Origin of the sequence: Kitasatospora sp. NPDC093679 (genome assembly GCF_040683455.1) — a bacterium.
GTDB lineage: Bacteria > Actinomycetota > Actinomycetes > Streptomycetales > Streptomycetaceae > Kitasatospora > Kitasatospora arboriphila.
Window position 1 is genome coordinate 97,990 of record NZ_JBFBDW010000017.1, and the last position, 25,240, is coordinate 123,229.

At 73.2% G+C, this 25,240-nt stretch carries 21 protein-coding genes; 11 read left to right on the forward strand and 10 right to left on the reverse strand.

All coding sequences use genetic code 11. The features are described 5' to 3' along the window. Positions 1–154: 154 nt before the first annotated feature. Positions 155–1,285, reverse strand: coding sequence for a DNA polymerase III subunit beta (gene dnaN / locus AB0O09_RS16890; RefSeq protein ID WP_363542436.1), 1,131 nt, complete (start codon positions 1,283–1,285; stop codon positions 155–157). A gap of 979 nt (positions 1,286–2,264) precedes the next feature. Continuing rightward, positions 2,265–4,130 carry a chromosomal replication initiator protein DnaA gene (gene dnaA / locus AB0O09_RS16895; RefSeq protein ID WP_363542437.1) on the reverse strand — a complete coding sequence of 622 codons (1,866 nt, stop codon included), beginning with the start codon at positions 4,128–4,130 and terminating at the stop codon, positions 2,265–2,267. A 402-nt stretch (positions 4,131–4,532) separates the two neighbouring features. Between dnaA and rpmH the strand changes: the two genes are divergently transcribed. The 9 genes from rpmH (at position 4,533) to AB0O09_RS16940 (ending at position 11,265) form a co-directional block, all read left to right on the forward strand. Continuing rightward, a complete protein-coding gene (gene rpmH / locus AB0O09_RS16900) occupies positions 4,533–4,670 on the forward strand; it encodes a 50S ribosomal protein L34 (RefSeq protein ID WP_030059672.1) in 138 nt (45 codons plus the stop codon). 21 nt (positions 4,671–4,691) lie between these two features. After that, positions 4,692–5,120, forward strand: coding sequence for a ribonuclease P protein component (gene rnpA, locus AB0O09_RS16905; RefSeq protein WP_344623014.1), 429 nt, complete (start codon positions 4,692–4,694; stop codon positions 5,118–5,120). Then, the gene (yidD, locus tag AB0O09_RS16910) at positions 5,117–5,431 is read left to right on the forward strand and encodes a membrane protein insertion efficiency factor YidD (RefSeq protein WP_344623013.1); all 315 of its coding nucleotides are present in this window, start codon (positions 5,117–5,119) and stop codon (positions 5,429–5,431) included. The genes rnpA and yidD overlap by 4 nt, the downstream gene beginning before the upstream one ends. A gap of 3 nt (positions 5,432–5,434) precedes the next feature. Then, the gene (gene yidC / locus AB0O09_RS16915) at positions 5,435–6,595 is read left to right on the forward strand and encodes a membrane protein insertase YidC (RefSeq protein ID WP_363542438.1); all 1,161 of its coding nucleotides are present in this window, start codon (positions 5,435–5,437) and stop codon (positions 6,593–6,595) included. A 151-nt stretch (positions 6,596–6,746) separates the two neighbouring features. Continuing rightward, positions 6,747–7,205 (forward strand): R3H domain-containing nucleic acid-binding protein, encoded by a 459-nt coding sequence (locus AB0O09_RS16920; protein WP_344623082.1) that lies wholly within the window; start codon positions 6,747–6,749, stop codon positions 7,203–7,205. Positions 7,206–7,359: 154 nt separating this feature from the next. Then, a complete protein-coding gene (gene rsmG / locus AB0O09_RS16925) occupies positions 7,360–8,190 on the forward strand; it encodes a 16S rRNA (guanine(527)-N(7))-methyltransferase RsmG (protein ID WP_363542439.1) in 831 nt (276 codons plus the stop codon). A 289-nt stretch (positions 8,191–8,479) separates the two neighbouring features. Further along, the gene (locus tag AB0O09_RS16930) at positions 8,480–9,448 is read left to right on the forward strand and encodes a ParA family protein (protein ID WP_363542466.1); all 969 of its coding nucleotides are present in this window, start codon (positions 8,480–8,482) and stop codon (positions 9,446–9,448) included. Next, the gene (locus AB0O09_RS16935) at positions 9,445–10,530 is read left to right on the forward strand and encodes a ParB/RepB/Spo0J family partition protein (RefSeq protein ID WP_363542440.1); all 1,086 of its coding nucleotides are present in this window, start codon (positions 9,445–9,447) and stop codon (positions 10,528–10,530) included. Before AB0O09_RS16930 ends, AB0O09_RS16935 begins: the two co-directional genes overlap by 4 nt. A 117-nt stretch (positions 10,531–10,647) precedes the next feature. Further along, positions 10,648–11,265: a GNAT family N-acetyltransferase gene (locus tag AB0O09_RS16940; RefSeq protein WP_344623009.1), complete on the forward strand. Its 618-nt coding sequence runs from the start codon at positions 10,648–10,650 to the stop codon at positions 11,263–11,265. An 82-nt stretch (positions 11,266–11,347) separates the two neighbouring features. Here the strand turns inward: AB0O09_RS16940 and trxA are convergent, their stop codons facing one another. The 7 genes from trxA to AB0O09_RS16975 all read right to left on the reverse strand — a co-directional run bounded on the left by trxA (position 11,348) and on the right by AB0O09_RS16975 (position 21,761). Beyond that, entirely contained in the window at positions 11,348–11,674 is a 327-nt protein-coding gene (trxA, locus tag AB0O09_RS16945; RefSeq protein ID WP_263104408.1) for a thioredoxin, read from the reverse strand. Positions 11,675–11,807: 133 nt separating this feature from the next. Continuing rightward, positions 11,808–12,773, reverse strand: a complete 966-nt coding sequence (gene trxB / locus AB0O09_RS16950; RefSeq protein ID WP_363542441.1) for a thioredoxin-disulfide reductase — start codon at positions 12,771–12,773, stop codon at positions 11,808–11,810. 201 nt (positions 12,774–12,974) lie between these two features. Then, the gene (locus AB0O09_RS16955; protein WP_363542442.1) at positions 12,975–13,877 is read right to left on the reverse strand and encodes a hypothetical protein; all 903 of its coding nucleotides are present in this window, start codon (positions 13,875–13,877) and stop codon (positions 12,975–12,977) included. Further along, positions 13,874–14,605, reverse strand: coding sequence for an RNA polymerase sigma factor SigM (gene sigM, locus AB0O09_RS16960; protein WP_363542443.1), 732 nt, complete (start codon positions 14,603–14,605; stop codon positions 13,874–13,876). Before sigM ends, AB0O09_RS16955 begins: the two co-directional genes overlap by 4 nt. Positions 14,606–14,631: 26 nt before the next feature. Further along, entirely contained in the window at positions 14,632–16,791 is a 2,160-nt protein-coding gene (locus AB0O09_RS16965; RefSeq protein ID WP_363542444.1) for a protein kinase family protein, read from the reverse strand. 228 nt (positions 16,792–17,019) lie between these two features. Beyond that, positions 17,020–19,341 (reverse strand): murein biosynthesis integral membrane protein MurJ, encoded by a 2,322-nt coding sequence (gene murJ / locus AB0O09_RS16970; protein WP_363542445.1) that lies wholly within the window; start codon positions 19,339–19,341, stop codon positions 17,020–17,022. A gap of 41 nt (positions 19,342–19,382) precedes the next feature. Beyond that, positions 19,383–21,761, reverse strand: a complete 2,379-nt coding sequence (locus tag AB0O09_RS16975; protein ID WP_363542446.1) for a DUF6049 family protein — start codon at positions 21,759–21,761, stop codon at positions 19,383–19,385. 387 nt (positions 21,762–22,148) lie between these two features. Between AB0O09_RS16975 and AB0O09_RS16980 the strand changes: the two genes are divergently transcribed. Together AB0O09_RS16980 and AB0O09_RS16985 are read left to right on the forward strand one after the other, a co-directional pair. After that, complete coding sequence (locus tag AB0O09_RS16980) at positions 22,149–23,570, forward strand: CCA tRNA nucleotidyltransferase (RefSeq protein ID WP_363542467.1); 1,422 nt, start codon at positions 22,149–22,151, stop codon at positions 23,568–23,570. 122 nt (positions 23,571–23,692) lie between these two features. After that, positions 23,693–24,445, forward strand: a complete 753-nt coding sequence (locus AB0O09_RS16985; protein ID WP_363542447.1) for a restriction endonuclease — start codon at positions 23,693–23,695, stop codon at positions 24,443–24,445. Positions 24,446–24,502: 57 nt separating this feature from the next. Here the strand turns inward: AB0O09_RS16985 and AB0O09_RS16990 are convergent, their stop codons facing one another. Next, the gene (locus tag AB0O09_RS16990; RefSeq protein WP_363542448.1) at positions 24,503–25,195 is read right to left on the reverse strand and encodes a hypothetical protein; all 693 of its coding nucleotides are present in this window, start codon (positions 25,193–25,195) and stop codon (positions 24,503–24,505) included. Between the last annotated feature and the right edge of the window lie 45 nt (positions 25,196–25,240).

A 25,240-nucleotide genomic window follows, 5' to 3' on the forward strand; every position in this document is an offset into this window, starting at 1 on the left:
GGTTTCGTGCCGAGACGGCGGCGCCGTTGCCGCGCTGCCCTGAGCCTACGCCGCCCAGGGGCGAGGCCCCGCCGGTCGCAGCCGACCGGGCGAGGCCTCGTCGTCCACAGGGTGTGGACCGGGTGCGCCCGCCTGTGGACGGCGGGCGCAGCGGTCAGCCGGAGAGCCGGACCGGCATGATCAGGTACTGGTACGCCTCGTCCGCCTCGGCGTCCACCGCGGGCTTGCCGCTGAGCAGCGCCGGCTTGGTCGGCGTGGTGAAGCTCAGCTGGGCGAAGGCGGAGTCGATGGCCTTGAGGCCCTCCTCCAGGTAGCCCGGGTTGAACGCGATCGAGATGTCGTCGCCCTCGAGGTCGGCGTCGATCCGCTCGGTGGCCTGCGCGTCGTCGCCGGAGCCGGCCTCCAGCGTCAGCACGCCCTGCTCGAAGCTGAGCCGGACCGGGGTGTTGCGCTCGGCCACCAGGGAGACGCGCTTGAGCGCCTCCAGGAACGGCTGGGTCTGGATCGCGGCGACGGCCGAGAACTCCGTCGGGAACAGACTGCGGAACTTCGGGAACTCGCCCTCCAGCAGCCGGGTGGTGGTACGGCGGCCGGCGCCCTCGAAGCCGATCAGGCCCTCGCCCGTACCGCCGGAGGCGAGCGCGATGGAGACCGTGTCGCCGCTGCCGAGGGACTTGGCGATGTCCTGCAGGGTCTTGGCGGGCACCAGGGCGACCGCGCTGATGTCCGGCTGCTCGGGCTTCCACAGCAGCTCGCGGACGGCGAAGCGGTACCGGTCGGTGGCGGCCAGGGTGATCCGGTCGCCCTCGATCTCGACCCGGACGCCGGTCAGCACCGGGAGGGTGTCGTCCCGCCCGGCGGCGACGGCGGCCTGGCTGACGGCGGAGGCGAAGACGTCGCCGGAGACCGTGCCGGTGGCGGTCGGCATCGCCGGCAGGGCCGGGTACTCGTCGACCGGGAGGGTCGGCAGGGTGAACCGGGAGCTGCCGCAGACCACGCTGACCCGCATGCCGTCGGTGGAGATCTCCACCGGCCGGTTCGGCAGGTTGCGGGAGATGTCGTTGAGCAGGCGGCCGGAGACCAGGACGGTGCCGGCCTCCTCGACGTCCGCCTCCAGCTCGACCCTGGCCGAGACCTCGTAGTCGAAGCCGGAGAGGGCCAGGGAGCCCTCCTGGGCCGTCAGCAGCAGGCCGGCCAGCACCGGCACCGGCGGCCGCGCCGGGAGGCTGCGAGCAGCCCAGGCCACCGCCTCCGCGAGGACATCACGCTCCACCCGGAACTTCACCGGTAACCGCCTCCTGGCTCACTGCTGTGCGCTGCGCGCTCGATCGTCTCGGTGCACTGGGCCGCCCGGCGCAACCGCGCGGCTTCCAGTTGCCGAGGACAGTCTGACGTACTCCACCGACAGACGGAGCAGATGGGCGGAAGCAACCCGAACAGGTGTCGGGATCGCGTTGTCCACAGATTTCGGCCCGCCCCCCTGTTGATCAAGCTCAGGGGTCTCTAGGTGTAGTGGTAGTAGTAGGGCCTGTGGAAACCGTGGATAACCCTGTTTCCACAGGTCAGGGCCGATATTTTGTCCACAGTCGCTGTGGACGGCCGCTGTGGACAACCAGGCCCTGCTGTGGACGACCGAGAGTTACCCACAGGGCACGCTGAGTATCCACAGGTTATCCCCAGGACTGTCCCCAGATGATGCCCCGGTTATCCACGGGCGTCGAGCAACATCACGTGACGCCTTTCACACCTGGGGGTGAACATCTACGCCGAGTTGTCGAACTGTGGATACAGCTGTGGAGAACCTGGGGAAAACCGTCCGTTCCCTGGGGACAACCGGTGGACAACCTGATCGGCCGACTGGCGGAACGTCAACTTTCCACACCCTGTGGATAACCGTTGTGCACAAGTCCACAGCCACCTGACCTGCAGGGAAGAGCGTAGCCCGGATGCTCCTGTGGACGAATTCTGGATAACCCGGCGTCCCGGCCCCTGTGGACGGGGGAAAACCCCGCCGTCCTGTGGATTGCAGCGCTCCGCGGCCGACCCGTTCGAATTGCTGGACGCACGTTCCATTCGGCGCATTTCCCGCCCCTCGCGCCGTCCGGTGGATGCTGCCCCGGCGCGGCGGCGTCCACACCTGCCGCACGGCCCCGTCCGGCGCCCGTTCCGGGCCGGCCCCGGGGGGACGGCGAGGGCCCCGCCGACGGTGCGTCGACGGGGCCCTGGAACGCCCGGCTGCCGCCCCCGCGGGGCCGGCCCGGGGATCAGCTCTTGATGCGGTTGGTCAGCTCGGTGACCTGGTTGTAGATCGACCGGCGCTCGGCCATCAGCGAGCGGATCTTCCGGTCGGCGTGCATCACCGTGGTGTGGTCGCGCCCGCCGAACTGCGCGCCGATCTTCGGCAGCGAAAGGTCCGTCAGCTCGCGGCAGAGGTACATGGCGATCTGACGCGCAGTCACCAGCACCCGGCTGCGGGAGGATCCGCAGAGGTCGTCGACGCCGAGGCCGAAGTAGGCGGCCGTCTGCTGCATGATCACCTGTGCGGTGATCTCCGGCCCGGCGTCCTCGTCGCCGCCCGGGATCAGGTCCTTGAGGACGATCCCGGCCAGCTCCAGGTCGACCGGCGCCCGGTTGAGGTTGGCGAAGGCCGTGACCCGGATCAGCGCGCCCTCCAGCTCGCGGATGTTCCGGGTGATCCGGGAGGCGATGAACTCCAGCACGTCGGCCGGGGCGTTCAGCTGCTCCTGGATCGCCTTCTTGCGCAGGATCGCGATCCGGGTCTCCAGCTCCGGCGGGGTGACGTCGGTGATCAGCCCCCACTCGAAGCGGTTGCGCAGCCGGTCCTCCAGCGTGATCAGCTGCTTGGGCGGCCGGTCGGACGACAGCACGATCTGCTTGTTGGCGTTGTGCAGGGTGTTGAAGGTGTGGAAGAACTCCTCCTGCGTGGACTCCTTGCTCGCCAGGAACTGGACGTCGTCCACCAGCAGGATGTCCATGTCCCGGTACCGCTTGCGGAACGCGTCCGCCTTGCCGTCCCGGATCGAGTTGATGAACTCGTTGGTGAACTCCTCGGAGCTCACGTACCGCACCCGCGTGCCGGGGAAGAGGCTGCGCGAGTAGTGGCCGATGGCGTGCAGCAGGTGCGTCTTGCCGAGGCCGGACTCGCCGTAGATGAACAGCGGGTTGTAGGCCTTCGCCGGAGCCTCGGCCACGGCGACCGCGGCCGCGTGCGCGAAGCGGTTGCTCGCGCCGATGACGAAGGTGTCGAAGAGGTACTTGGGGTTCAGCCGGGCCGGCTCGTCCTTGCGGGTGCCGCCCGCCGGCGGGGCCCCGGGCGGCGCGGGCACGCCGGGCGCCGGGGTCCGCTCGGGCAGGGCCGGCGGGCCCGGGGCCGGCGGCGGGGCGACGGGCGGCCGGGCGGCACCGCGGCGCGAGCCGCCGCCGGCCCGCGGCCGGGCCTCGGACGGGTCCGGCCCCAGCACCCCGCCGAACAGGTCGCCCTGCGCGGGGGTGGCGGTCGGCAGCCCCTTCGGCCGGGGCGGCTCGGGCTGCCGCTCGGCCGCGGGCGGAGGCGCCTGCTCGTAGTCGGGGCGGTCCCACTCGGCGGGGGCGGCGGGGCGCTCGCCCCAGGGCCGCTGCTCCTCGGCGTACGGGGCCGGTACCTGCTCGTAGCGGGGGGCGTCGTACCGGTCGGGCCGCTCCGGCTGCTCGTACGGGCGCTCGGGCTGCTGCTCGTACGGCCGGGGCTGGTCGTAGGACGGGGGTGCGTAGCGCTCGGGCTCGCCGTGGTACGGGCGCTCGGCCCACTCCTGGCCGGGCTGCGGGCGCGGCGGCTCGGCCGGCTGCGGCTCGGGGGTCGGCAGCGCGTTGGCGTCCACCATCACGGCGATCCGGACGGGCCGGGCGAACTCGTAGGTGAGCGCCTCGGTGAGCTGGGGGAGGAGACGGCCCTCCAGCACCTGCTTGGCCCGCTCGTTGGGGGCCGCCAGCAGGGCGGTGTCGTGCATCATCCACATCGGCTGGGTGCGCCGCAGCCACATCTTGTCGCTGTCCCCGACCCCGGCGTCGTTGACCAGCCGCTCGACGACCTTCGCCCAGAGCGGGACGAGATCGCTGTTGACATCAGCCACTGGTGCACGCTTTCTCGTTCCCCGCGGTGGGGGGCTCAGGGGGACTCGGGTGCAGGTCCGATCGATGAACAAACCCGACAAGTCCTGCAACGGTAGTCAGCGGGCAGAGCTGATTCAAGTTGTTGTCCACAGGCTGTGGGCGACGGGCGGCGGGGCTGCCGGTTTGACCCTCCGGGGCGGTGCCGCGTACCGTAACCAGGTCGAGTTGTCGATGGCCGCTGCCGCATGCCCGCGGGTCCACCCGCTTCCACAAGGCGCGCAGCACGGGCGCCGTGGATGGCCCCAACCCCAGCAGACCTGGGCCGTTGGGGTGGATTTCCCGTCGAAGGGGAGATCGCGCGGACGCACGGTGACGGCCAAGCGACGTCCCGTCATCCTACGATTCACCTCAGGAGCCCCCGAGTGAGCAAGCGCACCTTCCAGCCGAACAACCGCCGTCGCGCCAAGACCCACGGCTTCCGGCTCCGGATGCGTACCCGCGCCGGCCGCGCCATCCTGGCCGCTCGCCGTGGCAAGGGCCGCGCCAGCCTGTCCGCCTGATCCGGCGCACGGGTTCTGATCGTGCTGCCCTCCGAGAATCGGCTGCGGCGGCGCCAGGACTTCTCGACCGCGGTGAAACGCGGTCGCCGGGCCGGTAAGCCCCTGCTGGTCGTCCACCTCGACAGAGAGGGTGGCCGGCCGGGGCCGACGGACCGGGAAAGCGACTGCGGCCCGCACGCCGCCGAGGGGCTTCCTTCGGCGCGTGCGGGTTTCGTCGTGAGCAAGGCCGTGGGATCCGCGGTCGTGCGCAATCTCGTGAAGCGTCGCCTTCGTCACCTCGTCCGTGAGCGTCTGCCCCGGCTGCCCGCAGGTAGCCTGATAGTGGTACGCGCGTTGCCCCAGGCGGGGTCGGCGTCGTACATCGATCTCGAACACGACCTGGACGCGGCGCTGAGGCGGTTGCTCCGGGCGGAGCCGACCGGCAGTGCGCCGACGGGAGCAGGGCGATGAAGTACCTGCTGATGGGGCTGATCAGGCTCTACCAGTGGACGATCAGTCCGCTGCTCGGGCCGGTGTGCCGTTACTACCCCTCGTGCTCGCACTACGGGTACGAGGCGGTGCGCCAGCACGGTGCGATCAAGGGGAGCGGTCTGACCGCATGGCGCATCCTGCGCTGCAACCCCTGGTCGCCGGGTGGGGTCGACCATGTGCCACCGCGCAAGCACCCGGTGTGGCACCGCCGGGTCCGCAATCTGCTGAGCCCGAAGAGTGGGACCGCCGGGCCGGAGCCGGTGGCCAATCCTGATGTCCAAGGAGCCTGACCGGTGACGTTCTCCTTCCTTAGCCCCCTCTACACAGCGGTGTCCTGGATCATCGTCCAGTTCCACTCGCTGTACAGCCACGTCTTCGATCCGGACGGCGGCTGGGCCTGGGGTCTGTCCATCGTCTCGATGGTGGTCGTCATCCGGATCTGCCTGATCCCGCTCTTCGTGAAGCAGATCAAGGCGACCCGGGCCATGCAGGCGATCCAGCCGAAGATGAAGGCCATCCAGGAGCGCTACAAGAACGACCGGCAGCGCCAGTCCGAAGAGATGATGAAGCTCTACAAGGAGGCGGGCACCAACCCCTTCTCGAGCTGTCTCCCGATCCTGGTGCAGGCCCCGTTCTTCACGGCCCTCTACGGAGTGCTGGCCTCGGTGGCCGCCGATAAGACGATCGGCGTCATCAACGAGCAGCTGCTGGACAGTGCCAAGCAGGCCCACATCTTCGGCGCCCCGCTCTCGGCGACCTTCCTGGGCAGCAGCGAGCTGAGCGTCAAGATCGTCGTCGCGGTGATGATCGTCCTGATGTCGCTGTCGCAGTTCGTCACCCAGCGCCAGCTGATGACGAAGAACGTCGACCTGACGATCAAGACGCCGTTCATGCAGCAGCAGAAGATGCTCATGTACGTCTTCCCGATCATCTTCGCCGTGATGGGCATCAACTTCCCGGTCGGTGTCCTGGTCTACTGGCTGACCACCAACGTCTGGTCGATGGGCCAGCAGCTGATCGTCATCCGCAACAACCCGACGCCGGGCTCCAAGGCCTTCGCCGAGCGCCAGGCCCGCCTGAAGAAGGCCGGCCGGCTGAACCCGGACGGCTCCGTCCGCAAGGCCCCCTGGCTGGCCGCGCTGACCGGTGGCAACAAGCAGCCCGCGGCGACCGCCGAGGCCGTGGTGGCCGAGACCGTCCAGGTCCGTCGCCAGCAGCCGCGCAAGCAGAGCAAGGCGCAGCGCCAGCAGGCCGCCGGCCACCAGGCGCAGACGACGACCGGCGAGCACGTCGAGGAGCACGTCGCCGACGAGCCGGTGGCGCTGTCCAAGCAGGACGACGCCGTCCCGGCCGGCCACTCCGCGGCCAAGCAGCCCGCCGGCAAGACCGGCCCGCGCCAGCAGCCGAAGCGCGGCGGCCAGGGCGGCGGCCAGCGGCCGAAGAAGAAGTCCTGACCGGCCGACGCCGGTCGACGCGGACCCAGATCTTCCCTCTCGGCCCCACCCGAGGGCCCATCCCCGAAGGAGTCCATCAGTGACGGAAGGCACCACCTCCGCCGTCGAGGTCGAGGCAGGCGCGGAGTCCGGCGAGAGCGCCGTCGCGCGGCTGGAGCGCGAGGGCGACATCGCCGCCGACTACCTGGAGGGTCTGCTGGACATCGCGGACCTGGACGGCGACATCGACATGGACGTCGAGGGCGACCGGGCGCTGGTCTCGATCGTCAGCGACGGCACCGACCGGGCGCTGCAGCGGCTGGTCGGCCAGGACGGCGAGGTGCTGGAGGCGCTGCAGGAGCTGACCCGCCTGGCGGTGCACCGGGAGACCGGCGAGCGCAGCCGTCTGATGCTGGACATCGCGGGCTTCCGGGCCCGCAAGCGGGCCGAGCTGGCCACGCTCGGCGCCGAGGCGGCCGAGAAGGCGAAGTCCACCGGCGAGCAGGTCAAGCTCCGCCCGATGACCCCCTTCGAGCGCAAGGTGGTGCACGACGCGGTCGCGGCCGCCGGACTGCGCAGCGAGTCGGAGGGCGAGGAGCCCCAGCGGTGCGTGGTCGTGCTTCCGAGCTGACCCCGTGCCCTGTCGAGCGACCCCGTCCGCCGCGTGCGGGCGGGGTCGTCGTTCCTTCGAGGGTGGTTCGTACGGCCCGGTTTGCGTGCGGGGCGGGTGTCCGCGTGAGGATGGTGCCTGATGTGGGGTGGATACGGTGAGCGGAGAGGCTGACATGGAGACGGACGGCGTGGCGACCGAGGGCGGCCCGTCGGAGGGCGCACCCGGTCGGGGCACCCCGGTGGAGGACGCCGCTGCCGGCGTTCCGACCCCCGGTGCGGGGCCCGGCGAGCCGCCGGCGGCCGCGGCGGGCATCTTCGGGGACCGGCTGCCGGTCGCGGTGCGGTACACCGAGCTGCTCGCGACGGCCGGGGTGCAGCGCGGGCTGATCGGTCCGCGCGAGGTGCCGCGGCTGTGGGACCGCCACGTGCTGAACTGCGCCGTGCTGGCGGAGCTGCTGCCGGCCAACGCCTCGCTCTGCGACGTCGGCTCCGGGGCCGGCCTGCCGGGCATCCCGGTGGCGATGGCCCGGCCGGACGTCTCGGTCACCCTGCTGGAGCCGCTGCTGCGGCGCACCACCTTCCTGGAGGAGGTGGTCCGCGAGCTCGGTCTGGAGAACGTGACGGTGCTGCGCGGGCGGGCCGAGGAGATGGTCGGCAAGGTCGCGGTGGACATCGTCACGGCCCGGGCGGTGGCCCCGCTGGACCGGCTGGCCGGTTGGGGGATGCCGCTGCTGCGGCCGTACGGCCAGATGCTGGCGCTGAAGGGCGACACCGCGGAGCAGGAGATCGAGGACTCGCGGTCCGCGCTCACCAAGCTGGGTGCGGAGCGCTGGTCGGTGATCTCGGTGGGCGAGGGCACGCTGGAGACCTCGACCCGGGTGGTCCGGGTGGAGGCGGGCGAGAGCCCCGGCGGTGTGAGGGCGGCCACTCGGCGGGCCAAGGCGGCCCGGGCCGGCCGCGGCGCCAAGGACGGCGGCCGCGGGGGTGCGCGCCGCCGGCGCTGATCGACCGGTTCCGGAGGTACCGGGAGCGGGTGGCCGTCGGGCTACCCGCTCCTCGCGTTTGTGCAGGCCGGAGGCGGTGCGCCGGACGGGGATGTCGCCAGGAGGGTGGTATCGGATCGGGGACGGAGTGTCGCACCGTCAGATGTGTGACATTCCGGTCATGGTGTTTCACGTGAAACGACGCTCACTGCTCCCCGGAATCCTCGACCGCGCCATGGCGGTGACTGTTGCCGCTCCGGTTTCACGTGAAACACTGACCCCCATGCGGGACTCCGAGACCATTCACCAGATCGACGACACGCCGATCGCGCGCGCCGCCCAGGCCGCGGTGCAGGCCATCGGGCGGGCCGGGGAGGGGCTGCCCAGGCCGGCCAGCACCCGGGTGATCGTGGTGGCCAACCAGAAGGGCGGGGTGGGCAAGACCACCACGACCGTCAACCTGGCCGCCGGCCTGGCGATGCACGGGCTGCGGGTGCTGGTCGTCGACCTCGACCCGCAGGGCAACGCCTCCACCGCGCTCGGCATCGACCACCACGCGGAGGTGCCGTCGATCTACGACGTCCTGGTCGAGGGCAAGCCGCTCGCCGACGTCGTCCAGCCGGTGGTGGACGTGGAGGGGCTGTTCTGTTGCCCGGCCACCATCGACCTGGCCGGTGCGGAGATCGAGCTCGTCTCGCTGGTGGCCCGCGAGAGCCGCCTGCAGCGCGCGATCGCCGCGTACGAGCAGCCGCTGGACTACGTCCTGATCGACTGCCCGCCCTCGCTCGGCCTGCTGACCGTCAACGCCCTGGTCGCCGGCCAGGAGGTGCTGATCCCGATCCAGTGCGAGTACTACGCGCTGGAGGGCCTCGGGCAGCTGCTGCGCAACGTCGAGCTGGTGCGCGCCCACCTCAACCCGGCGCTGCACGTCTCCACGATCCTGCTCACCATGTACGACGCCCGCACCCGGCTGGCGGCCCAGGTCGCGGAGGAGGTCCGGACGCACTTCGAGCACGAGGTGCTGCGGACGGCCATCCCGCGCTCGGTCCGGATCTCCGAGGCGCCCAGCTACGGGCAGACCGTGCTCACCTACGATCCCGGTTCCACGGGCGCGCTCTCCTACCTGGAGGCCGCCCGGGAGATCGCGCTGCGGTCCGCGGAGGGCGGTTTCGCGCCCGGTGCCCCGGCCGGTTACGGTGCGGTCGGGCAGCAGCGGACGGCGGCCGCGGCGGCGACCGCCGCGACGGCACAGCACGGCACGATGGAGGGCAACCGGTGAGTGGTGGGCGCAGAGGACTGGGACGGGGTCTGGGGGCGCTGATCCCGGCCGCCACCCCGGCGGCAGGGGCGCCGACGGCCGTCCCGGCCGCGACCGCGGGGTCGGTGACCCCGGTGGCCGTGCCGGTCCTGCCGACCGGCCGAGGCACGGTGGCGGCGAAGGCCGCCGCGGAGAGCCTGCGGGAGCTGGCGGGCGAGGCCCATGCGCGGAGCGTCCCGGAGGCGGCGCTGGCGCCGGTGGACGGGGCTCGCTTCGCCGAGCTGCCGCTGGACGCGATCACGCCCAATCCCCGGCAGCCGCGCGAGGTCTTCGACGAAGCGAAGCTCGACGAGCTGGTCACCTCCATCAAGGAGGTGGGCCTGCTGCAGCCGGTGGTCGTCCGCCAGGTCGGCCCGGAACGCTTCGAGCTCATCATGGGCGAGCGCCGCTGGCGGGCTTCCCGGGAGGCCGGTCTCGCGGTGATCCCGGCGATCGTCCGGGACACCGAGGACGACAAGCTGCTGCTGGACGCGCTGCTGGAGAACCTGCACCGGGCGGAGTTGAACCCGCTGGAGGAGGCTGCCGCCTACGACCAGCTGCTGCGGGACTTCTCCTGCACCCACGACGAGCTGGCCGACCGGATCGGCCGCTCGCGGTCGCACGTCTCCAACACGCTGCGGCTGATGCGGCTCTCCCCGGCGGTGCAGCGACGGGTCGCGGCCGGGGTGCTGAGCGCCGGCCACGCGCGGGCGCTGCTCGGGATCCGGGACGCCGAACGGCAGGACAACCTGGCCGGACGGATCGTCGCGGAGGGACTCTCGGTGCGGACCACCGAGGAGATCGTCTCGCTCATGGAGCGGGAGGAGAAGCCGAAGAAGGCCGCCGCCCCCAAGGCCGGGCGGATCCTCTCGCCGGCCTTCGACGACCTGGCGGGCCGGCTCTCCGACCGGTTCGAGACCCGGGTGAAGGTCGAGGTCTCGCAGCGCGGCGGCAAGCTCGGCAAGGGCAAGGTGGTGCTGGAGTTCGGTTCGGTCGAGGACCTGAACCGGATCCTGGACAGCCTCGCCCCGGGCGAGGAGGGGCTGCGGCTCTCCCAGGGCTGACCGGAGGCCCACCGAGAATCGGACGAGCGGGTGCATGTTTCACGTGAAACGTGCACCCCTCGCGTTTTTCGGAGCAAGCTCGTGGTGTGGGACCGAGCCGGAGGAGGTGTGTGGGGCGTGGGTCGCAGACTCGCTCCGCTGACGCTGGACAACCTGGCCGACCTGCCGGACGGCTGCCGCTCGTGCGTGTTCTGGGAACTCGACCCGGTCAGCGGACGGGCAGCGGTGGACGGGGGCAAGGGGGAGTTGGAGAAGGAGGGGTGGATCTCTGCGGTGCTGCTGGAGTGGGGCTCCTGCGGACGCATCGTCTACGTGGACGACGTCCCGGCGGGCTTCGTGCTCTTCGCACCGGCGGCGTACGTGCCGCGCTCGCAGTCGTTCCCGACCAGCCCGGTGTCCTCGGACGCCGTGCAGCTGATGGTGAGCCGGGTGGTGCCCGGCTACCAGCGGCAGGGACTCGGCCGGGTGCTGGTCCAGGCGGTCGCCAAGGACGTGCTCCGCAGGGGCTTCCGAGCGATCGAGGCGTTCGGGGCGGTGGGTCGCCCGACGCCGAGCTGCGTGCTGCCCGCCGACCACCTGCTGGCGGTGGGCTTCAAGACCGTACGGCCGCACCACCGCTACCCGCGGCTGCGGCTGGAGGCCAGGAGCACGCTGTCCTGGCGCAGCGACGTCGAGGGGGCACTGGAACGGCTGCTGGGCGGAGCCCGGAAGGAGCCGGCGCTGCGGCCGTTCTGAGCCGTGCCGGAAGGGGCCGGGAAACGCCGGAGGGCCCCCGGATCGTCCGGGGGCCCTCAGCGGCCGGCAGGCGGGCGGCGACTCAGATGAAGTCGGCCAGCTCGCGCAGCAGCGCGGCCTTCGGGCGGGCGCCGGTGATGGTCTTCACCAGCTCGCCGTTCTGGTACACGTTGAGCGTCGGGATCGAGATGACGTTGTAGGCGGCAGCGGTCTCCTGGTTGTTGTCGACGTCGAGCTTGGCGATGGTCAGCTTGTCGCTGTGCTCGGCGGCGATCTCCTCCAGGATCGGAGCGACCTGGCGGCACGGGCCGCACCAGGTGGCCCAGAAGTCGACCAGGACGGGCTTGTCGCTCTTGAGCACCTCGGCGTCGAAGGTCGCGTCGGTCACGGTGATGGTGGCGCCGGCCACGGAACTCTCCTTGGGGTCACGGACGAGGCGGTGCCTCGCCGCCCGGGCGGCGGCTCGGCACCTTCGGTAGGGACAACAACCGCGAGGGCTGTTCTGTTTCGGGGGCCTTCGAGGCCTCGTGGCCTCGGCGGCGTCAGACCGCGACGGCCGCGGCCTGGGCCTCCAGGTCGGCGAGCGAGGCGAGGTAGCGCTCGGCGTCCAGGGCGGCGGAGCAGCCGGTGCCGGCGGCGGTGATGGCCTGGCGGTAGGTGTGGTCGACCACGTCGCCGGCGCCGAAGACGCCGGGGATGTTCGTCCGGGTGGAGGGGGATTCCACCTTGAGGTAGCCCTCGGCGTCCAGGTCGAGCTGGCCGGTGAAGAGCTCGGTGCGCGGGTCGTGGCCGATCGCGATGAACAGGCCGGTGACCGGCAGCTCGCGCATCTCGCCGGTGGTGGTGTCGCGCAGGGTGAGGCCGGTCAGCTTCGGGTCGCCGTGGATCTCCTGGACGGCGCTGTCCCAGGCGAAGGTGATCTTCGGGTCGGCGAAGGCGCGCTCCTGCATGGCCTTGGAGGCGCGCAGGCTGTCGCGGCGGTGCACGACGGTGACGCTGCGGGCGAAGCGCGAGAGGAAGGTGGCCTCCTCCAGGGCGGTGTCGCCGCCGCCGACCACGGCGATGTCCTGGTCGCGGAAGAAGAAGCCGTCGCAGGTGGCGCACCAGGAGACACCGCGCCCGGACAGGACGTCCTCGCGGGGCAGGCCCAGCTTGCGGTGCTGGGAGCCGGTGGCGACGATCACGGCGCGGGCGCGATGGACGGTGCCCTCGGAGTCGGTGACGGTCTTGACGTCGCCGGTGAGGTCGACGGCGACGATGTCGTCCGGGACGAGCTCGGCGCCGAACTTCTCGGCCTGCGCGCGCATGTTGTCCATGAGCTCGGGGCCCATGATGCCGTCGCGGTGGCCGGGGAAGTTCTCGACCTCGGTGGTGTTCATCAGCGCGCCGCCCGCGGTGACGGCGCCCTCGAAGACCAGCGGCTTCAGGGAGGCGCGCGCGGTGTACAGCGCAGCGGTGTATCCGGCGGGGCCGGAACCGATGATGATCACGTTACGGACGTCGCTCACTGCATCTCCTGGTTCGCTTCGCGACCCGCGCTGGGGCGGGGAGGGCGGTCTTGCTCCGCCGCCCGGGACAACGACTGACCAGTCTCCCGCATTCCCGGGCCCGGCTGTGTCACATGCCCGCACTGTGGGAGCGGATGTTCCGATGGGTGGCCGTTCCCGGTACCCGATGCCGGGTGTTCCGGGCCGGGGCGGTCGGCCCGGTCAGCCCGCGGGGACCGTCCGGTGGAGCACGACGCCGGGGGCCGAGCAGTCCGGGGTGATCAGGTAGACGTCCAGCCGGTCGGAGCCGTCGGGGTACACCAGGGCGGTGACGGCCGTGGAGCCGTACCGGCCGCCGGCGACGGCGAGCGGTGTCCGGTCACCCTGCCCGGTGAGGGCCGCGGCGCAGGACGGCGCACCGGCACCGGCGGGGGATCCGTCGCGGTCCGGCTGGGCGAGCCCCTCGGGCGTCTTCGAGCTGCCGGGGGCGGCAGAGGCGGCGCGGACCAGCTGCTGGGCCTGGGCGGCCAGGGTGCCGTCCTGGAAGGCGGTGCCCGCGGTGAGCGCGGGCTTCTGGGCGGAGCCCGCGGCGGGCCGGGCGGCGCTGTCGGCGGGGGCCCCCGCGGTGCCGCCGCCGGTCGTGGAGAGCGGGAGCAGCAGCGCGCCGAAGCCGATCGCGGCGGCGGCCGTGACGGTGGCCAGCAGGAGGCGGACGCGGCGTCGGGGGCGCCGCCCGCGGCCCGGTCCGCCGTTGCCCGGCCGGGTGCCGCCGGCGGGCCGTCCGGCGGAGGGCGAGGCGGCACCGGGACCACCGGGAGCCGTGGCGGGGCGGTCGACAGCCGGCGTCGTGGCGGCGGCCGGTTCGGTGCGGGCCGCGGCCAGGGCGGCGTCGATCCGTTCGGCGACGTCGGCGGGCATCGGCGGCGCCTCCACCTCGCCCAGCAGCTCCCGCACCTCGGCGAGGGCCGTGAAGGTGTCCGCGCACTCGGCGCAGCCCGCGAGGTGGCGCCGGAGGGCCGGTTCGTCGGCGGGGTCGGTCAGCTGCTCGGCGAGGTCGGCCAGTGCCTCGACGTCCGGGTGTCCGGGGTCCGGGGCGGACGGCGTGGAAGGCGGGTGCGGCGTCATCGCTTGGTCGCATCTCCTTCCACCACGCTGCGGCGCCCGGCGGCGTCCGTAGCTGGGACGGTGCGGGTGCCGGACGGGTTCCCGCGGGGCGGCGTTTCACGTGAAACATCCGTGCGGGTGCTACGGGCCGGGCCGTCCTCCTCCGCCGTTTCACGTGAAACGGCGTCGCCGCGCAGATGGCGGACCAGTGGCAGCAGACGGGCCCGGCCGCGGGCGCAGCGGCTCTTCACCGTGCCGACCGGTACGCCCAGCACCTCGGCCGCCTCGGCGACCGGGTACCCCTGCATGTCGACCAGGACGAGGGCGGCCCGTTGTTCGGCCGGCAGGGCGGTCAGTGCCTCGGCGACCTCGCGGCGCAGTTCGGCGCGGACCACCACGCTGTCGGTGGCCTCGGCGCTGCCGAGGGCGGCGTCGAGGCGCTGCGGGTCCTCGTCCAGCGAGCCGGCGCGGCGGGAGGCGGCCCGGCGGGCCCGGTCGAGGCAGGCGTTGACCACGATCCGATGCAGCCAGGTGGTGACCTGGGAGCGCCCCTGGAAGGTGTGGGCGGCGCGGAGTGCGGAGACCAGGGCGTCCTGGAGGGCGTCGGCGGCCTCCTCGCGGTCGCCGAGGGTGCGCAGGGCGACCGCCCACAGGCGGTCCCGGTGGCGCCGGACGAGGAGGCCGAAGGCGTCCGGGTCCCCGGCCGCGTGCCGGGCCAGGAGATCGGCGTCGGACGGCTCCTCCGCCATGTCCGCCACCCCCTGTCCGTCCTCGTTCAGCCGTTGACCGTGATCTCGGCCACCTGGCCCTTGTAGTCGCTCCCATCGTTGGGGATGGCGGTCAGCCAGATCAAGAGGAAGCGGGTGGTGACCGGCTTCTTGGGCTTCAGCTGGAGCTCGTTGCTGCTGGTGCCGGAGGCGATCGCGTCGCCGAAGCTCTCGAAGCCGGCCTTGCTGATCTGCGGGGCCGAGGTGGCGCCGGGCAGCGCCTTCAGCTCGACGGTGTGGGCGCCGCCGGCGAGCTTGACGACGACCGAGCCGACGGGGCGGGCCGAGCCGAGGTCGAGCAGCAGACCCGTGCCGGGCCGGTAGCCGCCGCCGAACGGGTCGTTGTAGCTCTGGGTCGTCCAGGCGGTGTCGGCCTTGCCGTCCTTGAGGAGCGGCAGCGCCGAGGCGTGCTCGTCCTTGCGGTCGCCGAAGGCGTTGAACGAGGTCGGGGTGTAGTCGAGGGTGACGCCCGAGAGCGGCGCACCGGACTGCTGCTGGGCCGGCGGAGCGCTGGACTGCTGGGCCGGCGGGGCGTCGGCCTGCCCGTTCTTCGACTTGTTCAGGTACTCGACGCCCTGCCAGGAACCGACCACGATCGCGGCCAGTGCCACCAGCGAGGCGGTGGTCCGCAGGGCGGTGCGCACCAGCCGGCGGCGGCGCCGGGGGCGCGGGGCCGGCACGGGGTCCGGGTGGGCGGTGTGCGGCGGCCGGGCGTGCGGGGGCTGGAGCACGGCGGTGTGCGCGGCCGCGCCGTGCTGGGCCGGCTGCGGCTGGGGCTTCGGCTTGGCGGTGAACGCCGGGGCCGGCTGCTCGGGCTGTCGGACCTTGGGCATGAGCGCGATCGCCTTGGCGAACTGCTCGGGGGTGGCGATCGGGTCCTGGTGGTGCGGAGGGTGCTCGCACAGGGCCCGGGCGGCCAGCTCGGACAGGCCCTTGTGGACGCCGGCCCGGACCTGGTCCGGCGGCACGCAGCCGAGGCTCTTGGGCATGCCCCGCAGGTCGTAGCGGTCCTCGGGGTACGGCCAGCGGTGGGTGAGCGCGGCGAACAGCAGGGCGCCGATCGCGCGGGTGTCGGTGCGCTCGGCCTCCTCGGTGGGCAGACCGCGCAGGGCGGCGTCCACCGCGATGCCGTTGATCCGGTACTGGCCGGTGTCGGTGCGCAGCACGCAGCGCGGGGTGAGCCGCAGGTGGGCCTGGCCGCGGCGGTGGGCGGCGGCGACCGCGTCGGTGACCTGACGGACCATCTGGTACGCGTCGTAGGGCTCCATCGGGCCGTCGGCCAGCAGGTGGGCCAGGTCGGAGGCGTCCGGCAGCCACTCGCGGACGACGTAGACCAGGTCGCCCTCCTGGACGGCGTCGAGGACCTGGACGAAGCGCGGGTCGTTGAGCAGGGCGGCGGCGCGGGCGGCGGTCAGCACCGCCTTGGCACGCCGGTGGCCGGCCGCCATCAGGTGCACGCCGACCGCGCGGCGGAGCTTCTCGTCGACCGCGCGCCAGCTGCTGAAGGTCTCCGACTGGGTGATGCACTCCTCCAGCCGGTAGCGGCCGCCGATCTTGTCGCCGCTGTGCCGCAGGGGGGCCGGCTTGGCGGCCGGGAGGGTGCCGGTGTCGGCGTCCAGGGTCTCGGTGCTGACGACGGGTCGGTCCTCGCGGGCCGGGGCCTGCGGGGCGGGGCGGCCGGAGCGGGAGGGGCGGCGGGCCGGGGCGGCGGCTCCCCGGGCGGTGAGTTCGGCGGCGAGCTCGGCGGCGGAGAGCTGGGCGGTGGACTCCCCGGCGTCGTCCGCGGGCGCCGCGTCCGCCGTGTCCGAGGCAGTCGCGGGGGCGCCGGTGGCACGGTCGGCACCGGAGGCGGGCTCACGGGCCGTCACGGCCGCCTCGACGGCCTCGGAGGCGGCCTTGCCGACCTCCGTGCCGCCGGCGTCGTCAGCGGCCCCGGAGGGCTGCTGAGCGGCCTCGGAGGGGCTCTCGGGGCCCTTGCCGCGGGTGGTGGCTGCGGCGGGGGCGGAGACGGCGTCAGAGGCGTCCGAGGCGGCGTCAGGGGTCCCGTCCGTGGCACCGTGCCCGTCGGCCGCGGTGCCGTCCTCGGGCTCGACGTCCTCGATTGCCATGGCCAGCGCCGCCCCGTCCGCGACGGACGTGTCGACGACCGCCTTGGTGCCATCAGCCACCGTGGTCCTGCCTCCCCTTAGTTCCGGCCCGGTCCTGAGAATCCGGTCTGCCCGTCCGCCCGGCCGCCGGGTCCGCCAGGACAATTGTGCCCACTGATCCTCCCCTGGTACGACCGCTGGGCCGCCCGACCGGTTGCGCAATCATCCGCGATCCGGTGGACGGCCCGTCATCGGGGTCCCCCCTCGGCGCAGCCGCTCGGGCCGCGTCGGGTTGACGTTATGTCATGCTCAGCGGCCGAGCCGGCTGCGCACCATGCCGAGCATCGCGTTCAGCTCCTCGATGCGCATCCGCCGGGCGACCAGCAGGAAGGTACCGGTCTGCACCGAAGCGGCGAGCACCAGGGTCAGCACCCCGGCCGGCCAGCCGTCCAGCAGGTCGAGCATCACCAGCTCGACGGCGAGCCCGAAGGCGGCGGCCGGCAGCGAGGCGATCGCCAGACGGACGTAGGTGCGGCCGATCCGGCCGGTGTCCAGGCCGCCGATCCGGGCCTTCAGCCGGGGTACCGCGACGGCGACGCCGACCGCGTACGAGGCGCCGTAGCAGAGCGCCATGCCGGTGACCGCCCACTGGGCGGGCAGCACCAGCCAGCAGAGCACCGCGGTCGCGGCCTGGCAGGCGGCCACCCAGACGGTGTTGGAGAACGGGGTCCGGGTGTCCTCGTAGGCGTAGAAGCCGCGCAGCAGCACGTACTGCACGGAGTAGGGGATCAGACCGAGCGCGAACGCCGACAGCATGTAGCCGATCGACAGGGCGCCGTGGGCGGACGAGCCGCCGTTGCCGAGGCCGTAGACGGCGTAGCCGATCACCGGGCCGAGCGAGAGGAAGAGGAAGGCGGCCGGGACGATCGCCACCGCGGAGGTGCGCAGTCCGTACGACAGGTCGTCCCGGACGGCGCCGCCGTCGTGGTCGGCGGCCGCCCGGGAGAGCCGGGGCAGCACCGCGCTCATCACCGAGACCGTCACCACGGCCATCGGCAGCTGCCAGATCAGCAGCGCGTTGGAGTACGCGGCGAGGCCGACGCCCAGGTGGCCGTCCTCCTCGGCCGCGGCGCCGGCGGCGGTGGCGAGCTGGGTGACGACCAGGAAGCCCGCCTGGTTGGCCAGCACGAACAGGAAGGTCCACTTGGCCAGCCGGGCGGCCTTGCCCAGGCCGTGGCCGCGCCAGTCGAAGCGGGGCCTGAACGAGAACCCGGCGGCCCGCAGGTAGGGGATCATCGACAGCGCCTGGACGGCCAGGCCCAGCAGGGTGCCGACGCCGAGCAGCCGGACGCCTTCGGGGGCGATCGTCTGCGGCGTCACCTGGCTGTGCTGGAAGGTGCCGTAGACCCAGATGTAGGCGCCGAAGGTGGAGATCACCACCAGGTTGTTGAGCACCGGCGTCCACATCATCGCCCCGAACCGGCCGCGGGCGTTGAGGATCTGGCCCATCACCACGTGCACGCCCATGAAGAACATGGTCGGCAGGCAGTACCGGGCCAGGGCGACGGTGGTCTCCGCACTGGCGGGGTCGCGCATCAGCGAGTGCGAGATCAGCTGCACGAGCAGCGGCGCGGCGATCACGGCCACCGCCGCCACGCCCGCCAGCCCGCAGACGACCAGGGTGAGCAGCCGGTTGGCGTAGGCGGTGCCGCCGTCCTCGTCGTTCTTCATGCTGCGGACGAGCTGCGGCACGAAGACGGCGTTGAGCGCGCCGCCGCCGATCAGGATGTAGAGCAGGGTCGGCAGGGTGTTGGCGGCGTTGTACGAGTCGCCCATGGTGCCGACGCCGATCGCGGCGGCGATCACCATCGTGCGCAGGAAGCCGGTGCCGCGGGAGACGAGCGTGCCGGCGGCCATCAGCGCACTGGAGTTGACCAGGCCGGCGACCCTGCCCGCCGCCGGGGCGGGCGCGGTCGTGGGCGGGGGAGCGGCCGGCGGGGCTGCGGGCGGTGGGCCGGCGGGCGGTGGGGCGGTGGGCGGCGGGCCTGCGGAGGTGCCCTGGGGGCCGCCCTCGGCGAGCGCCTCGTGCAGGCTCGCCTCCTCCGCGGTGAGCGGCGGGTCGAACTCGATCGCCGGGACGAAGGGCAGCGGCTCGGGGGCGCTGCGGTCGCCGCTCAGCAGCGCGTCGACGCTCAGGTAGTCGGCGGCCTCCGCCTCGGCCTCCGCCCGGGCTTCGGCGTCGGCCCCGGTCTCGCCGGCCCCGTCCGCGTCGGGGTCCGCGTCGTCCCCGCCGCCGTCGTTCCCCTCGTGGCTCCCGCCGTTCCGGGCGGGCGGCTCCGCCGCGGTCGGCACCGGGGTCCCGGCCCAGTGCGGGACGGGGGCGCCGAGGACCGCCGGCTGCGCCTCGGCGGGCTGGGGGCCGGGCTGCGGCGGCAGGGCCGCGGCCTCGGCGGCGGCAAGCCCGTACGGATCGTGCTCCGCCGCGCTGCCGAAGGCGTCGCCCGCGTGCGGATCACGGGCGTAGGTGTCGTCCACGTACCAGTCGGTGGCGGGTTCGGCGGCCTTCGGCCCGCCCGTGCTGCCGGGGCCGCCCCGGCCCTGTGCTCGCTCCTCGCGCGGACCGCTGCTCATGCCACCTCTTCGCTGGTCGGTGGAGCCCGGACGGGGTTCCCTCAGTGACCAACCTTCTCATCACCGGTGGCCCGATCCCGGGCATCTGAGGCGCTCTCCGGCGTGGAGTCGGACGGCTCCCCGGCCCCCTCCGGACCGGTCGCGGCGACCGCTTCCGCGGCGCTCCCCGGGGCGGTCTCCGCGGTGCCGCCCGCGGGCGCCGAGTCGTCGGCCCCGGCCTCGGTGTCCTCGGGCTCCAGCAGCCGCTCCGGGTCGAGGTCGACCTCGCCGGCCGCGGAGCGCTTCTTGCGCTGCAGCGAGAACCGGACGCCGGCCAGCGCCATCAGCACCACACCGCCGCCGATGACGTACATGACGCCGCTCGCCACCGAGGTCACCTCGACGGTGAAGGACACCGCCTGGCCGTACGGCTGCGCGTTCGGCCCGGTCGTCCACAGCTGGGCGGTCATCTGCACCGGTCCGTTGACCTGCGCCTCGGCCGGGAAGCGGAAGGTGCGGCTGGTGGTGCCGTCCAGCACCACGGTCGCGGGCTGGCCCACGTTGAGCCGGTTCACCTGCGCGGAGGTGACCCGCAGTTCGAGGTTGCCGACCGCCTGGTTGAGGTCGTTCTTGACGCTCACGAGCAGGATGGCGTTGTCGCCCGGCAGCGTGATCGAGCTCTTGGCGGGCACCTTCACCGCCGTGGTGAGGTTGTCCAGGTAGCTCCGCACGCCGTTCCGGTAGGCGGCGGACGCCTCGGCGTGGTCGCGCCACTGGGTGGACATCGAGCGGACCATGGCGGCGTTGAACGGGCCGCGCACCCGCTGCGGCTGGGTCAGGATCTGCAGCAGCTGGTCCAGCCCGGTCTGCACGCCCATCACCGAGCCCAGTGCGGCCGAGGAGAGCTCGGAGCCCCGCAGCTCGCCCGGGTAGTCGCCCGGCACCGAACCGTTGGCCTCCGGGTCGGCGGCGGCCGTGGCCACCGCGTCGAGGCGGGTGGGCGCCACCCAGCCGTTGGGCTGCGCCGCCGCGTGCAGGGCGTCGGCGAGCGCCTCCGCGGTGCCCACCGTCAGCGTCCGGGAGGGCATCACCAGCAGGCTGCGCTGGTCGTCCGGACGCTGCTGGGTGATCGTCATCGTCTCGGCCAGGAAGCGCTGCTGCGCGAGGCTCTGAGCCTGGTCGGAGTCGAGGTCGCCGGAGAACAGCGAGGAGAGCACCGGGTCGGCGACCACCGCGGTCTGGCCGTTGCCGATCGGGCGCACCGCGTTCGGCGTGTAGGAGAGCGAGCGGGACTCCGGCATGCTCGACCCGTTCACCAGCACCAGGTCCTCGCCGGCCGTCCGGGCGACACCGGCGGTCGCCTGGTCCAGCCGTCCCAGGAACGGCCAGGCGACGTTGCCGCTCACGTCCACCGACAGCCGGCCCTCGGCGGTCACCTTGCCCGCGGTGGAGGCCTTGCGCAGCGCGGTGTCCATGCCCGCCAGCCCGTTGCCGTTGTGCGCGATCGAGGCGAGGTCCGGGTCGGCGTACGGCAGCGCCACGACCTGCGAGCCGTTGGCGGCCACCGCGGTGCGCAGCTGCGCCAGCCAGGCGGCGGCGACGTTCTGGCCGGTGCCGGCGACGGTGTTCTCGTCCTTGGCGGACTCGCCCGCCGTGCCGGGCTTCTGCACCCGGTACGGCTTGGTCATCGCGTACACCGTGTCCAGCAGGTCCGGGTCGACCACCCAGGTCAGGTTGGGCAGGGTCTGGCCGATGCTCACCAGCTTGCCGAGCCGGCCGTTCGGCGCGAGCTCGGTCGCCAGGCCGTCGTCCCGCAGCACCGGCATCTGGTCGTTGTCCGGCATGGTCTGGGCGACCAGCTCGGGGGCGTGGGTGATCGGCCACAGCGTGGCGATCCGGGTCTGCTTGCCGCTCGGCGCCGTGTTGAATGGCAGGAAGGTGCGGGCGATGCCGAGCGGGCGGTCCTCGTCCGCGTCGCGGACGTCCACCGCCAGCTCGTACACGCCGGCCGTCCTGAGCCCGAGGTCGGCGGTCGACACCTGCAGGGTGTACGCCCGGGACTGGCCGGGTGCGAGGTCGCCGAGGTCGGCCTTGTGGCCGGCAAGGACGGTGCCGTCCTTGCCGGTCGGCCCGGTGCGCCCGGCGACCAGGTTGATCGCGCTGCGGGTGTCCAGCTCCTCCTTGGGGGAGCGCAGCACCACGTGCGCGGCCTTCACCGTGGACGACCCGGCGTTGGTGACCCGGCCGGTGACCGTCACCGTGGCGTTGTCGCCCGCCACCGGCGCGGAGAGCGAGTCGATCTGCACGGTCGCCGGGTAGTCCGGGGAGGCGGCCGGGAAGCCCGTCCGGGCCGGGGCCGCGGCGGTGGCGCACGGCGCCGCGGACAGCAGGACGGTGCCGCCGGCCAGCACCGCGGCCAGGCGGCGCGCCGCCCGTCCCACGCGTCCGTACGCTGTCAGGCCGTGCCGCGCCTCGCCCACGTGCTGTGCCCTCGCCGTTCCTCGATCGAATGAGTGGATAGCCATGACCATCGCGGACCCGGCCGGAGGCCTCGCCGGCGCCGGGCAGCCCCGACCGACCGGAGCACCCGCGGGCGCCGCCCGCACCGGGCTCTCCCCGGCATGGTAACGACGTGTCCGAGCGACCGGTGGTGCGGGCCGCCGACTGCCCGGAGGGGCACCCGGCGCGCCCCGGCGCCGAGCGCCGCACACGGCGGAAACGGACGGGCGGCGCGGCCTGCCGGGCACGTACCCTAGGGAGCCGTGTCCACTGCCAATGACTCCAGCGTCCATCATTCCAGTTCCACCGCGCCGACCGCCCTTCCCGGGCTGAGCGAGGCGCAGACCCTCGGTCTGCAGGAACTGCTCCGGGTCTCGCCGGTCGCCGACGAGATCGCCCGCCGCTTCCAGTCGGCCGGCTTCCGGTTGGCGCTGGTCGGCGGCTCCGTCCGGGACGCGCTGCTCGGCCGGCTGGGCAACGACCTCGACTTCACCACCGACGCCCGCCCGCACCAGGTGCTCAAGCTGGTCAAGGGCTGGGCCGACGCGGTCTGGGACGTCGGCATCGCCTTCGGCACGGTCGGCGCCCGCAAGGACACCGCCGACGGCTCCTTCCTGATCGAGATCACCACCTACCGCTCCGAGGCGTACGACCGCACCTCGCGCAAGCCCGAGGTCACCTACGGCGACACCATCGAGCAGGACCTCGTCCGCCGGGACTTCACCGTCAACGCGATGGCCGTCGACCTGCCCGGCCGCGGCTTCGTCGACCCGCACCGCGGCCTGGAGGACCTGGAGGCCCGGGTGCTGCGCACCCCGGCGACCCCCGAGGAGTCCTTCTCCGACGACCCGCTGCGGATGATGCGCGCCGCCCGCTTCGCGGCGCAGCTGGACTTCACGCCCGCGCCCGAGGTCGTCACCGCGATGACCGCCATGGCCGAGCGGATCGCCATCGTCTCCGCCGAGCGCGTCCAGGCCGAGCTCAACAAGCTGCTGCTCGCCGCCCACCCGGTGAAGGGCCTGCGGCTGCTGGTCGACACGGGCCTGGCCGAGCACGTGCTGCCGGAGCTGCCCGCGCTGCGGCTGGAGAGCGACGAGCACCACCGCCACAAGGACGTCTACGAGCACTCGCTCACCGTCCTGGAGCAGGCGATCGCGCTGGAGCAGGACGGCCCGGACCTCACCCTGCGGCTCGCCGCGCTGCTGCACGACATCGGCAAGCCGCGCACCCGCCGCTTCGAGTCCGACGGCCGGGTCTCCTTCCACCACCACGAGGTGGTCGGCGCCAAGATGACCCGCAAGCGGATGCGCGCCCTCAAGTACTCCAACGAGCTGGTGGACGAGGTCTCCCGGCTGGTCGAGCTCCACCTGCGCTTCCACGGCTACGGCGGCGGCGAGTGGACGGACTCCGCGGTGCGCCGCTACGTCACCGACGCCGGCCCGCTGCTGGAGCGCCTGCACAAGCTGACCCGCTCCGACTGCACCACCCGCAACCGCAAGAAGGCCGCCGCGCTCGCCCGCACCTACGACTCGCTGGAGGAGCGGATCACCCTGCTCAAGGAGCAGGAGGAGCTCGACGCGATCCGGCCGGCGCTGGACGGCAACCAGATCATGGAGCTGCTCGGCCTCAAGCCCGGCCCGCAGGTCGGCAGGGCCTACAAGTTCCTGATGGAACTCCGCCTGGAGCACGGCCCGATGGAGTACGAGGAGGCCGTCGCAGCGCTGCGGGAGTGGTGGGCCGACCAGCAGTGAGCCGCCCGGCCAAGGCCGGGAACCTCGCATCCGAGCATCGCCGAGCGTAACCAGCCGCTCGGCGGAGCGTTGCTCCGTCCGAGGGAGGGGATCCGCCCCTCCCCGGACGGAAGGACACGGCCATGGCTGTGGATGCAGTCCTCCTGGAGTCGCCGACCATGCGGGCGACCGTCGCGGGCCGGGTCGAGGCGCTCGACCGGGTGCGGGCCCTGGAACTGCTGCCGGACGGGGTGCACGTCACCACCGAGGGGGTGGCGGCCTACTTCGGGGTGGGGATCAACGCGATCTACTCCCTGGTGGCCGACCACCGCTCCGAACTCGCCTCCAACGGGTACGTGGTGGTGGCCGGTGCGCGACTGACTTCCTTCAAGGAAGTCAGTGGGATTCAGTCGCGCGCCCGCTCGCTAGCCCTGTTCACCAGGCGCGCCGTCCTCAACGTCGCCATGCTGCTGCGGGACAGCGAGACCGCCCGGCAGGTGCGCTGCCACCTGCTGGACGCCGAGCGGGCGGCCCGCCCGGCTGCTGTGGACGGCGCCGTACCGCCGGTGGACAACGCACCGCCGGTGGACAACCCACCGCCTGTGGACAACGCTCCGCGGTGGCCCGAGGGCTCGCTGCAGGCGGCGGTCGCCGGGGTGGCCGAGCAGGTGGTCCGGGACGTGGTCGGCACGGCGGTGGTGCCGCTGCTCAACGCACTGGCGGTCGAGGTCGGCCGGAACAGCAGCAAGATCGACGCGATGGCCGACCGGGTCGACCGGCTGGAGCGGATCGTCCTCGACGACGGCGAGCGCACCGTCGCCCGGCGCCGCCGCCTGCTGCTGCAGGCGGTCGACGAGGGTGCGGACGGTGACGAGCTGGCCGCCCTGCTGAGCTGACGGCGCGGGGCCCGGGGGCGGGAACAGCCCGCCCCGGGCCCCGTGGGGTGCCGAGGGTCAGAACTTCTTCGGCGAGGCGGCCGAGCCCGGGGTCTTCACCGAACCGGAGGTCAGCGGGCCCAGGCACAGCACGTAGTGCTTCTTCCGCCAGCGGCGGCCGGTGCTGCCGCTGAAGGTGGCCGTCGTCCCGGGGGTGCCGTCGCAGGCGGCCGTGCTGCCGCCGCTGATGTTGTTCAGCACCTTGTAGGTGGCCTTCGGGTCGGTGCAGGACACCTTGGAGACGCTCTTGTAGCCGGTCTTCTCCACGCAGTCGCCCGCTTTGGCCGCCGACGGCGAGGAGTCGGCGACGAAGAAGCCGATGACGATCACGACCAGGCCGGCCGCCGCCACGGCGCCGCGCAGCCAGAACTTCAGCGGGCGCTTCGGCTTCGGCGGTGCGGGCATCGCGGTGGGCCCGGGCGGCGGCGGGTACGCGGGCGCCTGGTGGCCGGGGCCGCCGCCGTACGGGGGCTGCGGCCCGCCGGGCGGTGCGGGCGGCGGCTGCCCCGGACCGGGGTAGCCGTACGCCGGCGGTTGCTGTCCGTACGCGGGCGGCGCTCCGTAGGCCGGAGGCTGGCCGTAGGGCTGCTGCTGCCCGTAGGCGGGCGGCTGGCCGTACGCCGGAGGCGGCGGCGGTGCGCCGTAGGGCGGCTGCCCCTGGGGTGCTGCGCCGTACTGCGGCTGGCCGTACGGATTCTGCGGTGTGCTCATCGGTCCCCCCGTGGGCTTTGAGGTCGCGCCGCTACGCGGACGTAC

Bases quoted from the DNA above. Each gene is read 5' to 3' on its own strand.
- AB0O09_RS16990 (WP_363542448.1), bottom strand. From the start codon at position 25,195: ATGAGCACACCGCAGAATCCGTACGGCCAGCCGCAGTACGGCGCAGCA.
- rsmG (WP_363542439.1), top strand. From the start codon at position 7,360: ATGGAGACGGACGGCGTGGCGACCGAGGGCGGCCCGTCGGAGGGCGCA.
- AB0O09_RS16985 (WP_363542447.1), top strand. From the start codon at position 23,693: ATGGCTGTGGATGCAGTCCTCCTGGAGTCGCCGACCATGCGGGCGACC.
- yidD (WP_344623013.1), top strand. From the start codon at position 5,117: ATGAAGTACCTGCTGATGGGGCTGATCAGGCTCTACCAGTGGACGATC.
- AB0O09_RS16955 (WP_363542442.1), bottom strand. From the start codon at position 13,877: ATGACGCCGCACCCGCCTTCCACGCCGTCCGCCCCGGACCCCGGACAC.
- sigM (WP_363542443.1), bottom strand. From the start codon at position 14,605: ATGGCGGAGGAGCCGTCCGACGCCGATCTCCTGGCCCGGCACGCGGCC.
- murJ (WP_363542445.1), bottom strand. From the start codon at position 19,341: ATGAGCAGCGGTCCGCGCGAGGAGCGAGCACAGGGCCGGGGCGGCCCC.